Here is a 13,822-nt window from a genome sequence, read left to right as displayed (position 1 = left end):
GCATGACCGACAAGCACAAGGCGGACATGGATCGGGTCTCCGCGGAGAACAGCTTCACCGACCTTGCCCGGGGCCTTGGGGATCAACCCAGCACCGGTGGCCTCTTTCTCAATCCCGTCGAGATCCTTCGCTCTATGGCCAAGGCCACTCCGTACGGGCAGGCCATGGTCCAGCGCACGGAGTTCGACGACTATCCCCTCAACGCGATGATCGACCTGGTCGAGCAGACGGACCCGGAGGACCTGGAGTCCTCCGGTCGGGCTCTCTGGGACGCGCGCGACGCCATCAAGGCGGCTGCCGAAACGCTCAAGGGCAAGTTCGACACGGTCCCCTGGGTCGGCGAGGCCGGCCACGACTTCCGCACGTGGGGCGGAAACCTCGTCAAGCACGCACAGGGACTGGCCGACTTCGCGGGCGGAGCCGGCGACTCGATCACCGCCGCCGCCGAGGGACTGGCGTCCGTGAGTAAGGCCATGCCGCCCCGTGACGCGGTTGCCGACCGGAAGCAGCCCAAACATTGGACGGCGGCCGAGAAGGCGGCGGACAAGGACGGGTACGCCACTGCCGTAAAGGTGGAGAAGCACCGCCAAGAGGCGATCAACCAGATGAACCGGTTGGCGTCGTATTACGCGGTGTCGAACCAGTCTCTGCAGGACTTGCACAAGAACGCGCCTGACTTCGGCGGCCTTCCGAACGTGGGGGTTCCCAGGCCCTCCATTTACGCCGATCCGGCTCCGCAGGGCTCCGCTTCGCGCGGTTACCAAGGCGCGGGCTCGAGCGCGGTCGGAGGGCATCATGCGACGGTGCAGCCGGTGCGTCATGTGGATGTGAGCGGCACGAGCGACACGCCGCCACACGCGAGTGACACGCCGGCACCCGCAAAACACGTCACGGACCGAGCCGGGCACCCGGACCTGCCGGTGGGCACGCACATCGACACCACCGGCACGTTGCCGCCCCCCACGACCACCCCTCCCGGGCCCAGCCACATTCCGCCGGTCACCGGCACCCCGCCCACAGGTGGCAGCCAGCCCAACGTGTTCGACGGCGGTGGCGGGTTCCCGCTGCCCAATGCAACGTCCGGCCGGGGCCTGAGCGGTGCCGGCGGTTTCCGTACCCCGCCGTCAGCGCAGGGGCGCGCAGGTACTTCCGGTCTGTCCAACCCGGGCTCGGGGCGCGCCACGGGGCGAGGACCAATGGACCAGGTGGGCCGCGCCACCTCGACGGGCCAGTCCGCCGTCAAGGGCTCCGGCCCCGGACCGAGGTCGTCCTCGCCGATGGGCCGGGCGGTCACGGGCGGCACACCGCGCCCCGGCGGCGCGGCCGCATCCCGCACGGGCAGCGGGCCGGCCACCGGCGCCGCCCGGTCCAACGGAGTCGTCGGGGGACGGCCGTCCACCACGAATCCGTCGGCGAAGAACGGGTCGAGGATCCCCAGGGGCACGGTCATCGGTGGCGAGGAAGAGGCCAACTCCCGGCCCACGAACGGCCGGCTGGGACAGCGCGGTGTCTTCGGCGCGCCCGAGTCCTCGGCGCGGCCGGGTTCGGGTATCACCGGTTCCCGTGCCGGCGCCGGGTCGGGCGAGGCGGTCACGGGCAGGCCGGCCGCGCGCAACTCCGAGGCAGGAGCGGAACGCAACGGCATGACCCGTGGTGGGGCCGGCCTCACGCGCGGCGCCGGCCACAAGGGGAAGTCCGGCGACGAGCGGAAGACGGAGGGGGCTCCGCGTCCCGACTACCTGGTCGAGGACGAAGAGACACACCTGCCGAACAAGCCCCGGCGCGATGTGCCGCCGGTCACCAACTGAACGCAAGCGAGGACAGTCAACGCCATGAAGTCAGGGACCAGCCGACGAGCCGACCAGGCTGAGGTCCGCAGGGCGCGCCGCGGAGGACGAGTGCGCGCGGTGGGCGCGGTTGTCGGCGCCCTGACCGTCGTGACCGTCGGTTTGGCCCCAGGTGCCGCCGCGTCCGACGAACAGTCCAAGCAGTGGTACCTGGGCCCCATGCAAGCCGAACAGATGTGGAAGGTGAGCACGGGGAAGGGCGTAAAGATCGCGGTCATCGACTCCGGGGTGAACGCGAACACACCGTCACTCAAGGGGCAGGTCCTGACCGACGAGGTCCCCAAGGCGGTGGCCTACCACGCGACGGACGACTACTCGGGCCACGGTACGAGCATGGCCGAACTGATCGCAGGTACCGGCGCAGGCGGGGGACTGAAGGGGTTGGCGCCAGGCGCGAAGATCGTTCCCTACCGCGTCAAGCTCCAGGGCATCAAAGGGGCGACGGAAGAGGCCAGGACTCCGGAGCCGGCGCAGGCACTGAGGGCCGCTGCCGACACTGATGTAAAGATCATCAATTTCTCGTTCATCGGGATGAGCGGCGCGGAGGACGAGGCTGCGGTCAAATACGCGCTCTCGAAGGGCAAGCTGCTGATTGCGGGTGTCGGCAATTACGGCAAGAACAAACAGGCCGACTATCCCGCCTCGTATCCCTACGTCCTCGGCGTCGCGTCTGTCGGCAAGTCCCTCAAGGTGTCGAGCTTTTCCTCGAGTGGAGGCTATGCCGACCTGGCAGCTCCCGGCGAGGGATATCCGGGCTACTGCGACGGCGGCACCGTCCGCTATTGCGACGACCGCCAGGGTACGAGTCCGGCCACCGCGCTCACCTCAGCCGCTGCCGCTCTGATCTGGTCCGCGCACCCCGACTGGACCGTGTATCAGGTCGAGCGGGCCCTCCTCGACACCGCCGGACGCACCTGGCCGAAGGACAAACCGAGCAAGTACCTCGGTTACGGGGTCATCCGTCCCCGCGTGGTCCTGGCGGACAAGAACTACGACGCCGGCCCCGCCGATGTCGATCCGCTCCAGAAACAGGACGGGCACGAGTGGGCAAGCGTGGCCCCCGTGGCCCCCAAAGCCTCTTCTTCTCCGTCTGCATCAGCCTCGTCACAAGCCCCGGAGAAGGGTTCCACCGGCGCAACCTCGGCAGCAGGATCGAGCGCGGCGTCGAGTGGCAGCAACAGCAACACCACTTGGATCGTGTTGGGTGCCGTCGGCGCGGTCGTCGTGATCGGCGCTGCTGCCCTGGCCCTCGCGCGGGCACGACGCGCCAGGTGACATCCCAAGCCGTCAACCGCCGCAAGGCCCCTGTGCAGTTCGGGCAGGGCAGGCACCGCGTGCTCACCGCTGGGAGCACCAAGCCCCAACGGTGAGCCGACCCCATCAGATCAACAACGGACACACGAAAGGCAGGGCCGATCATGGCCGGCGGAAAGCAGAAGCTCGAAGATGCCGCAGTAGTCCATCTGGAGAAGCAGATGGTCGAGAAGTACGAGAACATCCAGAAGCGCGTGCACGCGCTGCAGGGCGTCATCGACGGCCTCGAGGGGCAGTGGCAGGGCATCGGCCGCGCCGCGTTCGACCGCAAGCAGCTGGAGATCAACGAGTCGCTGCGCAACATCGGCAACATCCTGGGCGACGTCATCGAGGCCATGACCACGACGCGCAACATCAAGGACAGCAAGGAAGACGAGGTGCGCGCGGCCGTCAACAAGATCGACGTCCAGGACGGCGCCTCCTCGATCCCGCCGTCCGCCCTGAGCTCCTACTGAGTCGAGCGAGACGCAGACAACGGCCGGGCGACCGGCACACCCACCAGCTACACACCAGCGAGACGAGGTAAACAGGCATGGCCAACAACGCTGAGGGGCTGTCAGTCACTTATGACGGGCTCGACCACGCGGCGACCAACATCGGTAACCAGGCGAGCCAGCTCGAGCAGGACCTGGCGGAGCTGCGCCGCATGGTCGTGAGCAGCCAGCAGTACTGGGAGGGCCAGGCCCAGGGCACCTTCCACGAGAAGCTGCAGCGCTGGGACAAGGAAGCGAACGACATCCACCAGGCCCTGCAGGGCATCGGCCATGTCGTCGCCCAGTCCGGCGGTACGTACATGGAAGGCGACAAGAAGGCGGCCGGCTACTTCCAGTAGAAAACGGCTCGCATAAAGCAACTCCAGGGTGGGCGCGCGCGGGAGGCGCCCACCCTGCTGTTGTGCCGAGCTGCAAAGACTGAGATGTCGAGCCAGAGGGACGAAGAGTGAGTACGCACGCGTCAGGGCCCGGCCCGAGTACCCGAGGTACCCGGCAGTTCGGCCCGTACACGGTCGTCACCCGGCTCGACACCGGCATCTCGAAGCAGACGCCGGTCCCTGAGCACCGCTTCATCGCCCGCAGCGCCGACGGCGACCGCACCGTACTGCTCAGCGCACCCCTGGCAACGGTCGACGCACAGCGGTTCATGTCCGAAGCCGACGCATCCCGCTACCTCCTCGGCTCCTGGGTCCTCCCGGCCGCCGAACTCGCCCCACCCGGCGAGCGGCCGTGGCACGCGTGCCCCTACGTGCCCGCGCTGCCGCTGCCCATCGCCGTCGCCCTCCACGGCGGCCCGCTTCCCGAGCGGACGGTCAGTGCGCTCGCCATCGCGCTGGCCGAGAACCTCGCCGTCATGCACGGGCAGAACCTGACCCACGCGGGGCTCTGCCCGTCCGCCGTGCTGATCGCCGCCGACGGGCCCCGGCTCACCTGTTTCGGGGCGGTACGGGCCGCCGCGCCTGACGGTGCCACACGGCAGGAGGCAGCCGGTCTCGATCCGGGCAGCCTGCCGCCCGAGCAGGCCGCGGGTGGGCTGCCCCGCCCGCTGGGCGACGTGTACGCGCTGGGCGCGACGCTCGCCTACGCCGCCACCGGGTACACGACGCCGGAGCGGGAGGAACTGCCGCCCGCTCTGCGCTCGCTGGTCTCGCGGTGCCTGTCCCGCGACCCGGCGCATCGTCCACAACTCTCCGATTTCATCGGCGAGTTGACGGGCGGTTCCCAACCGGACACTCCGGCGGGTTTCGCTCCACCGTCGCGCGCCGAGGCGTTCCTGGGCCCGGGTTGGCTTCCCGCCCGGCTCATCGCCGCCATCGTCCACCAGTCGGCATCCGTCCTGGCCGCGGAGGTGCGGTTGCCGGCGCCGACGCAGGCACCGGTGCCCGCGTCCTGGCCGCCCGGCGGAGCGCCGTCCCCAGCCCCCGTACCCCATCCCAGCCGTTGACCACGAGAACACCATGCCGACTCCCCTCACCCACGATGACCCCGTCGCACTCGGCCCGTACCGGCTCGTCGCCCGGCTCGGCAGCGGAGGCATGGGCACCGTCTACGCGGCGCGTTCCACCGGCGGTCGTACCGTCGCCCTGAAGACCATGCACGCCGCCATCGCCACCGATCCGGCGGCTCGCACCCGTTTCCGGCTGGAGGTGGACGCGGCCCGGGTCATCGGCGAGCAGTTCGGGGCGCGGGTGATGGACGCGGACCCGCTCGCGCGGACGCCCTGGCTGGCCACGGAGTACGTGCTCGGACCCCCGCTCGACGAGGCCGTCGAGGCCGGGGGACCGCTGCCCGAACAGTCCGTACGCGTCCTGGGCGCCGCCCTGTGCTCGGCGCTCGGCCGGCTGCACCGGTCGGACGTCGTCCACCGCGACCTCAAGCCGTCCAACATCCTCCTCACGGCCTACGGGCCCAAGGTCATCGACTTCGGTATCGCGCGGGCGATCGGCGACGACCGGCTGACCCGGGCCGGTGCCGCCGTCGGCACACCGGCCTTCATGTCCCCGGAACAGGCCACCGGGCAGGAGCACGACGCGGCCGGCGACGTGTTCGCGCTCGCGGGCGTGCTGGTCTACGCGGCCACCGGGCGCGGTCCGTTCGGAAACGGGCAGGCGGCGGATCTGCTCTACCGAGTGCGGTACGCGGAGGCGGACCTCAGCGGTGTACCGGCCGCGCTGGCGCCGGCGCTGGCCCAGTGCCTGGTCAAAGATCCGGCGGAACGGCCGACCACGGCGGAGTTCGCTGCTCGGCTCCACGACGGCACGGGGGACTTCGCCGATCACCTGCCCCATGCGCTGATCGCGGACATCGGACGGCGGGCCTCCGACGTCTGGCGGCTGGTGCCGCAGCGGCTGCCCGCGCCGGCGCCCGGGCCGGAGATCGCGGCAGGTGCCCCGGCGGCCGGCCGTCGCCCGTCGCGCCGGGGGTTTCTCGCCCTCGGCGGCGCCCTCGCCGTCGCTGCGGCGGCGGGCGGCGGCGCGTGGTGGTGGCAGAAGCGCACCCCAGCGCGGGGCGGGGGCACGACCGCGAAGGTCAGCGCCCGCAGGACGCGGAACATCGAGCCGCTGTGGACGTACACGTTCGGCACCGTGCTCCAGGCCGACTTGGGGGCGGTCGTCCCCCGGGCAGTCGGCGGAACGATCGTCGTTCCCACAGGCGGTGGGACCCAGGGCGTCAGTCCGGCGAGCGGAGCCCGCAAGTGGGACAGCTACTTCGAAGAGAGCAGTTGGCAGACGCTCGTGGCGGACGGCCGGCTCTACCGGCTCTCGATCGGTGAGGAAACCGACGACGGGATCGGGTCCGCCGTCACGCTCCAGACCGTGAACCCGGAGAACGGGAAAACGATCAAGACCCTGGCGCGGTTCGCGGGTACCAACGACGAGCTCCCGACACATCAACTCCTCTGCGTCACGAACGGCGTCGCGTACGTCGTCGCAGGCGAGGGGAAGTACGACGGAGGCGGCACCTTCTCGGCCGGGGAGACCTCCACCCTGAGGGCCGCCGACATCGAGACCGGCAAGCTCCTGTGGTCGAAGCCGCTGCCCGTCCGGTTCGAGTTGAGCACGACCCTGCACTTCCTCGCCGCGAAGGCCGTCGGCAGCCGCCTGGTGACGCTGCAGCAGGTGACGGACGAGACCGTCCACGTCGTCGTACGGGCTGCCGCGACCGGAGTCGTCCTGTGGGAGCGGCCGTACGGCATCGACGACCCGGACATCCTGCGGGGCGGTATCGCCGCGGACAGCGATCACCTGTACCTCGGCGGCAGCCGGCTCTGCGCGCTGCGGCTGAGCGACGGAGCCGTGGCGTGGAAGACCTCGACAGAGCAGGCGTACGGTCCGCCGGAGCTGAGGGCGGACACTCTGTACACCGTGGGCGACGGTGCCGGTCTGACGGCGGTGGACGCCCGCAGCGGAAAGACGCTCTGGACCGAGCGCGGCGGGGAGGTGGCCGAAGCGTCCACCGCCTGGCCCCCCGTCCTCGGCACCCGCTACGCGTACTACAGGAACGGGACCCTGCTGCGCGCGATCAGCCTGTCGAACCACACGACTTCATTGACGTACCGGACGAGCGGCAGACAGTTCTACGCGGACGCGTACGCGAAGCTGGTCCTCGGCGTGGACAGCCAGAACCTGACGGCGTATCCCCTCCAGTGACGTGACCTCGAAGCGGCACAGCACCGGCCATCCGGGACAGCGCATGACGCCGGTCTCGCCACTCGGCCGCCCCCACCGTCCCGTCTCGGGGAGAAGGACCCTCCATGAAACCGCTCGCCACCGGCGACCCACTCCGCCTCGGTCCCTATCGCGTTCTCGGCGTACTCGGGGAAGGAGGGATGGGCAAGGTCTACGTCGGCCAGGACGGCGCCGGAAGTCTGGCCGCTGTCAAGGTGCTCAGGCCGGAGCTCACCCACGACACCAACCTCGCCCAGCGGTTCGTACGCGAGGCGCAGGCCGCGCAGGCGGTGCGGAGCGACGGCATCGCGAACGTGCTGGGCGCGTGGACCGAGGGCGGACGGCCCTGGATAGCGACCGAGTTCCTCGCGGGACTCACACTGGACCAGGCCATTGACACCTACGGGCCGCTCGACGAGCCGGCTCTGCGTGCCCTTGCCGCCGCGCTCGCCCGGACCCTCGCCGACATCCACGCCGCCGGCTTCATCCACCGTGATCTGAAACCGCCCAACATCGTGCTCACCTCGGCCGGACCGCGCGTCATCGACTTCGGCATCGCCCGGCCCGAACACGGGCTGACCCTGACCACGACCGGGCAGGTGCCCGTCACTCCGGGGTACGGTGCTCCCGAGCAGGTGCTCGGCCGGCGGGTGACCCCCTCGGCGGACGTGTTCTCGCTGGGCGCGGTTCTGGCCTACGCGGCAAGTGGCAGACGGGCGTACGAGGGCTCGCACGTCGCGGCCGTGCAGTACGAAGTGGTGCATGGCGAACCGCGACTCGACGGCATCGCACCGCATGTCCGGGCGCTGATCCTGCCCTGCCTGGCCAAGGACCCGGCCGTGCGTCCTGCCCCGCCCCATGTCGTCCAGGCCATGGCGGCGCCCAGGGGAGCCGATCGGGTGTGGCGGCGCGGGCCCGTCGCCGATGCCATCAGAGAACGGGAGACCGCGGCACGCCGACTGCCCATACCGGTCACGACCGGGACCTCTCCGCCTGTCTCCCGCAGGCGCCTGCTCACCGGGCTCGCCGCCGGAGGCGTGGTCCTGGCCGGCGGAGGTGGCTCGGCGGCGTGGTGGTTCGGATCGCGGGCCGGGTCGACGAAGACGAGGAGCGGCCCCTTCGACATCCCTCCGGCTGTGCGCATGCCCGTCCAGAAGCTGGACCCCCACGGCATCAAGGACCCGATCGACAACGACGTCCAGCCGACGCCTCTGTGGGAAGTGCACGGGGAGGCGGACGCCTACTCGCAGACACTGCTGCCGATGGGGGACGTCATCGTCTTCGGGGTCGCGACCGGCGGCATCGCGGGGTTCGACATCACCGACGGCCGGCGCCGCTGGAGCGCGCCTCACCTCAGAACGAAGAGCGGTTACCTGTCGCTCTCCGATCGGCTGGTCATCGGCGCTGACGACAAGGGCGTCCTACGGACCTTCGTGCCTTCCACAGGCGAACCCAAGTGGACGTGCCCGGCAGCCGAGGCGGCGGGGCTGCTCGCGGCCGACGACGACGCGGTGTACGTCGTGACGAAGGACCACAGGCTGCGCAGCGTGAACCGCACCGACGGCAGGATCCGCTGGACTGCTGCGGTCCCCACGAAGTTCCGCGGGAATCTGCTCGCCCCTGCCGTTGCCGCCCAGGGCAGGCTGGTCGTATCGGCCGTGGACGGCACCGTGCTCGTCGTGCGCACCGGTGATGGCAGCACGGCATGGACCCGCCTCGACCAGGACGAGGACCTCACGGTCAGCCCGGCCGTCCACGGCGGCACGGTGTACATCAACGGCAAGTCCATGGACGCCCGCAGGCTCAGCGACGGATCGAGGATCTGGAACACCAAGCTGGACGACTGGCAGACCGACGGGTACAAGTGGGGCCCTGCCGCGGTCTACGCGGACGCGGTCTACACGAACGCGGGTGACAGCACCCGGAGTCTGGACAAGGACAGCGGCAAGGTGCTGTGGGAAGCGTTCCAGAACGCGAACCACGGGAGTCCTGTGGTGCGGCAGGGCCACGGAGTGTGGACGTTCGGCAGCACCACCAACGGGTATGGGCCGCAGCTGTTGATCAACGCAGTGCGCGCCTCGGACGGAAAGGACTCGCGGAGCTATACGGTCCCCCAGCCCGACTACTCCCGCCTGGCCGCCGCCGGAAACCGGGTGTTCGTCATGCACGACAGCTCGGTCATCGCTGTTTCGACGTTCTGAGTCCCGCGCAGGTCACGCCGTCGGTGAACGCCGGATGCCGCGGACCCACACGGTCCGCGGCATCCGGATCGGGCCGCGAGCAGCTGCCCGAGAACGACTCCGAAGACCAGGCTCCTAGGCCTCCACAAGCCCCACCTGCACCATGGGCTTCCCCCGCTTCCGCGACACGAAGATGCCCCGCCCCGCGGGCATCGGCCGCGGCCGGACCCCGCCCAGCAGCTCGCCCTCGGCCGGATCGCCCGCGAGGACCACGCCCTGGGCGCCGAGTTCCTTGATGCGCTGCATGAAGGTCTCGTAGCCGGCGCGGCCGGCACCCGCCGTGGAGCGGGCGATGATGAAGCGGACGCCGACGTCGCGGGCGAACGGCAGCAGTTCCGTCAGGCCCGCCAGCGGGTTGCCGCTCGACGTGGACACCAGGTCGTAGTCGTCGATGACGACATACACCGTGGGGCCCCGCCACCAGCTGCGGTTGCGCAGCTGCTCCGGCGTCACGTCGGCCGTCGGCGTGCGGCGCTGCATCAGGTCGGCCAGTGCGTCCATGTGGTGCTGCATCTGGTTCGACATGGGGATGTACTCGGCCAGGTGGGAGTCCGGGGTCACCCCGAGCAGCGAGCGACGGTTGTCGACGACGAACAGCTTGCAGGACGTGCCGTCGTAGCGCTCGGTGAGGCGCTTGATGATCAGCTTCAGCAGGTTCGACTTGCCGGACTCGCTCTCGCCGAACACCAGGAAGAACGGGTCCTGTTCGAAGTCCACGAACACCGGCTCGAGGTTGTCCTCGTCCAGGGCGAAGGAGATGCCCCGGTTCGGGAAACGATCGCCGGGCGGGAGCTGGAGCGCCGGGAACTCGCGCGGCAGCAGGCGTACCTCCGGCGCGCCGGGCTCCTGCCAGTGGCGGGTGACCTCGGCCGCGAGCGCGGTCGTCGCCTCCGCCAGGTCCGTGTCGGAGGAGAGCCCGTCGATACGCGGGACCGCCGCCATGAAGTGCTGCTTCTGCGGCGTCTGGCCGCGGCCCGGCACGCCGGTGGGCACATTGGCCGCGATCTTGCGGTCGATCTCGGAGTCCATGGGGTCACCGAGCCGCAGCTCGAGGCGATTCATCAGGTGGTCCTTGAGGTTCGCCCGGACCTCCATCGAGCGCGACGCGGTGATGATCACGTGGATGCCGTAACCGAGACCACGCGCGGCCATGTCCAGGACCAGCGGCTCCAGGGCCTCGTAGTCCGTGCGGAAGTTGCCCCAGCCGTCGACGACCAGGAAGACGTCGCCCCAGGGCTGGTCGGTCACCGAGATGTCGCCGCGCGCGCGACGGGAGCGGAACTCCGCGATGGAGGAGATGCCCGTGGCGCGGAAGTACTCCTCGCGGCGCGTCATGACGCCGTACACCTCGGCCGCCGTACGCCGGACCTTCTCGGGGTCGAGGCGTGAGGCCACGCCGCCCATGTGCGGCAGGCCGGCCACCGCGGCCATACCGCCACCCCCGAAGTCCAGTCCGTAGAACTGCACTTCATAAGGCGTGTGGGTGAGCGCGAACGACGCGATGATCGAGCGCACCAGCGTCGACTTGCCGGACTGCGGACCGCCGATGATCTGCATGTGGCCGGCCGCGCCGCCGAAATCCAGCCACAGCGGGTCGCGCCGCTGCTCGTAGGGCTTGTCGATGATGCCGACGGGGACGACGAGCCGGCCCGCGCCCTCGTAGCCCGGCTGGGTCATGCCGCGGCCGGGCACCGGGGCGAGCCCGGGCAGCAGCGTGTCGAGCGAGGGCGGGCTGTCCAGCGGGGGCAGCCACACCTGGTGGGCGGCCGGACCCTGCGCCTCCAGGCGGCGCACGATCACGTCGAGCACGGTGTCGGCGAGCGCGTCGTCCTGCTGCTCGCTCGCCGTCTCCTGACGCTGCTGCGGGATCGGCGCGTACTGCACCGCCACCTCGGCGGCGGTGAACAGGACCGGCCTGCGGTCGACGGGCAGCGGGCCGCCGAGCGCCGCGGCCTGCTGGGAACTCGTGCGGTACACGCCGGAGACGTACGCCGCCTTGAAGCGCACCATTTCGTCGGTGCCGAACTTCAGGAAGCCGGAACCCGGGACGTTCGGCAGCTCGTAGGCGTCCGGGACGCCGAGCGCGGCGCGGGACTCGGCCGCCGAGAACGTCCGCAGACCGATGCGGTACGACAGGTAGGTCTCCAGGCCGCGCAGACGGCCTTCCTCGAGACGCTGCGAGGCGAGCAGCAGGTGCACGCCCAGCGAACGGCCGATGCGGCCGATCTGCACGAACATCTCGATGAAGTCCGGCTTGGCGGTCAGCAGCTCGCTGAACTCGTCGATCACCAGGACGAGGGAGGGGATCGGCTGCAGCGCGGCGCCGGCCGCGCGTGCCTTCTCGTAGTCGTGGATGTTCGCGTAGTTGCCCGCGTCGCGGAGCATCTCCTGGCGGCGGTTGAGCTCGCCGCGGATCGAGTCGCCCATGCGGTCGACGAGCGTCAGGTCGTCCGCGAGGTTGGTGATCACGGCCGCCACGTGCGGCAGTTGGGCCATGCCCGCGAACGTGGCACCACCCTTGAAGTCGGCGAGGACGAAGTTCAGCGTCTCGGAGGAGTGGGTCACGGCGAGGCCCAGGACCAGCGTGCGCAGCAGCTCCGACTTGCCGGAACCGGTCGCACCGACGCACAGGCCGTGCGGGCCCATGCCCTCCTGCGCGGCCTCCTTGAGGTCGAGCATCACGGGCCGGCCGTCCTCACCGAGACCGATGGGCACCCGCAGCCGCTCCGACTGCGAGCGCGGGCGCCAGGTCCGCTTCGGGTCGACGGAGGCCGCGTCGCCCAGGTTCAGCAGGTCCGTGAACTCCAGGTTGGCGAGCAGCGGTTCGTCGTCGTCCCCACCCGACGCCATGCGCAGCGGCGCCAGTTGGCGGGCCAGGGCCTCGGCGGCCTCGTACGACAGGACGTCGGGCGTCCCCTCGTAGACCATGCCGTGCGCCGACTCCAGGCGCAGCTCCGTGGGCTGCACGATGACGGCGAGGTCGCCGCGGCCCGTGCTGAGGTCGCCCGGCACGACCTCCAGGACCGTCACACCCTGCAGGCCCTCGGGGTTGGCCAGCAGAGACGTGGGGGGCAGGGAGATGCCGTCGAGCACGACCACCACATGCGGCTGCTCCGGGACCGGGGCGCCACCGGGGTGGAAGCGCGGCCGGCCCTGCAGCCGTGAGGCGAGCCGGTCCTCCAGCTCCATCGGGTCGGTGGTGATCAGACGCATGCTGCCGGCGCCGTCGGCGAGGCCCGGGGCCTGCACGTGGGGCAGCCACTTGGCCCACTCCCACTCGAACACCGACTGGCGCCCGGCGACAACGGCGATGACCAGGTCCTCGGGGGAGTGCAGCGAGGCGAGGGAGGCGGCGACGGCACGGGCGGCGCCGCGCACGGTGCGCGGCTCGCCGCTGATCGTCACGTGGTAGAAGGCGCGCAGCGAGACCGCCATCGGCAGGTCGTCGAGGGTGCTGTGCGTGGCCAGGAAGCGCTGCATGGCTCCTGCGGTCAGCGGTTCCAGCTCGTCGACCGGGGCGGTCTGCGGCGGGACCAGGGGAGTGGCCAGGCCCTGCGGGCCGAGCCCCACGCGCACCTGCCCGAAGTCCTCGTCGCCGGTGCGCCGTTCCCACACCCGGCTGCCCTCGGCGACCAGCGCCCACAGTTGCTCCGGCGAAGGGTGCAGGTAGTACTGCGCGTCGCGCTGGGACTTGGCGGTGTCCAGGGCGGCGCGCCGCGTCTGGGACAGGTAACGCAGGTAGTCACGGCGCATGTCGGCCATCTGCCCCTGGTTGCCGCGCCGGTAGCGGACCAGCATCGAGATGCCCATGGCGATCGTCGAGGCCACCATCACCAGGCCCATGATCTTCATGAAGGGCTGGGCCTGGGGGTTGAAGAAGAACACCACGGACCCGCCCATGCCCAGCATGGGCAGGAGCTGCATCCAAGCGCCTTCCTGCTGACCGCGCGGTAGTTCCGGCGGCGCCTGCAGCACAACCTCGTCCGTGGGCACTTCCTTCGGCAGTGCCCGCGGCGGGCGCTTGACGACGATGTGGCTCACTACGCACCAATTCCCTTGCCGGACCGAATTTTTCGTCCGCCGCCCCGTGTCAGGCGAACGTCGATCGCGAAGCGCGATCCTACTGACAACCACTGACAACGGCTGGCGGTAGGGTGCCGGTGAGACGCGTGAGCAGTTGCGAATCGATCCGGGAAAACCCGGGCAATCCGCAACCGTTCGAAGGAGGCGCCTCCCCGCACACCCCGGATGCGACCGCC

At 70.4% G+C, this 13,822-nt stretch carries 8 protein-coding genes; 7 read left to right on the top strand and 1 reads right to left on the bottom strand.

What is annotated here, in order from left to right; translation table 11 throughout:
* Positions 1-2: 2 nt before the first annotated feature.
* From AB0L59_RS16595 to AB0L59_RS16565, 7 genes are all read left to right on the top strand, one after another.
* On the top strand, positions 3-1,808 hold the full coding sequence (locus AB0L59_RS16595; protein WP_365583659.1) for a hypothetical protein: 1,806 nt from the start codon (positions 3-5) through the stop codon (positions 1,806-1,808).
* 90 nt (positions 1,809-1,898) lie between these two features.
* Positions 1,899-3,122 (top strand): S8 family serine peptidase, encoded by a 1,224-nt coding sequence (locus AB0L59_RS16590; RefSeq protein ID WP_365583656.1) that lies wholly within the window; start codon positions 1,899-1,901, stop codon positions 3,120-3,122.
* A gap of 143 nt (positions 3,123-3,265) precedes the next feature.
* Entirely contained in the window at positions 3,266-3,616 is a 351-nt protein-coding gene (locus AB0L59_RS16585) for a WXG100 family type VII secretion target (protein WP_365583652.1), read from the top strand.
* A gap of 77 nt (positions 3,617-3,693) precedes the next feature.
* Positions 3,694-3,993 (top strand): WXG100 family type VII secretion target, encoded by a 300-nt coding sequence (locus tag AB0L59_RS16580; RefSeq protein ID WP_365583649.1) that lies wholly within the window; start codon positions 3,694-3,696, stop codon positions 3,991-3,993.
* Between the two features lie 107 nt (positions 3,994-4,100).
* The gene (locus tag AB0L59_RS16575) at positions 4,101-5,099 is read left to right on the top strand and encodes a serine/threonine protein kinase (protein ID WP_365583646.1); all 999 of its coding nucleotides are present in this window, start codon (positions 4,101-4,103) and stop codon (positions 5,097-5,099) included.
* 13 nt (positions 5,100-5,112) lie between these two features.
* Positions 5,113-7,305: a protein kinase gene (locus AB0L59_RS16570; RefSeq protein WP_365583643.1), complete on the top strand. Its 2,193-nt coding sequence runs from the start codon at positions 5,113-5,115 to the stop codon at positions 7,303-7,305.
* Positions 7,306-7,484: 179 nt separating this feature from the next.
* On the top strand, positions 7,485-9,524 hold the full coding sequence (locus AB0L59_RS16565) for a serine/threonine-protein kinase (protein ID WP_365583640.1): 2,040 nt from the start codon (positions 7,485-7,487) through the stop codon (positions 9,522-9,524).
* 114 nt (positions 9,525-9,638) lie between these two features.
* On the opposite strand, the gene eccCa is transcribed toward AB0L59_RS16565, so the two are convergent.
* Positions 9,639-13,604, bottom strand: coding sequence for a type VII secretion protein EccCa (gene eccCa / locus AB0L59_RS16560; RefSeq protein WP_365583639.1), 3,966 nt, complete (start codon positions 13,602-13,604; stop codon positions 9,639-9,641).
* Between the last annotated feature and the right edge of the window lie 218 nt (positions 13,605-13,822).

The organism is Streptomyces sp. NPDC052109 (assembly GCF_040680195.1).
GTDB lineage: Bacteria > Actinomycetota > Actinomycetes > Streptomycetales > Streptomycetaceae > Streptomyces.
Note: the sequence above shows the minus strand (reverse complement) of the source record. Positions and strands in the feature narration are given on the sequence as shown.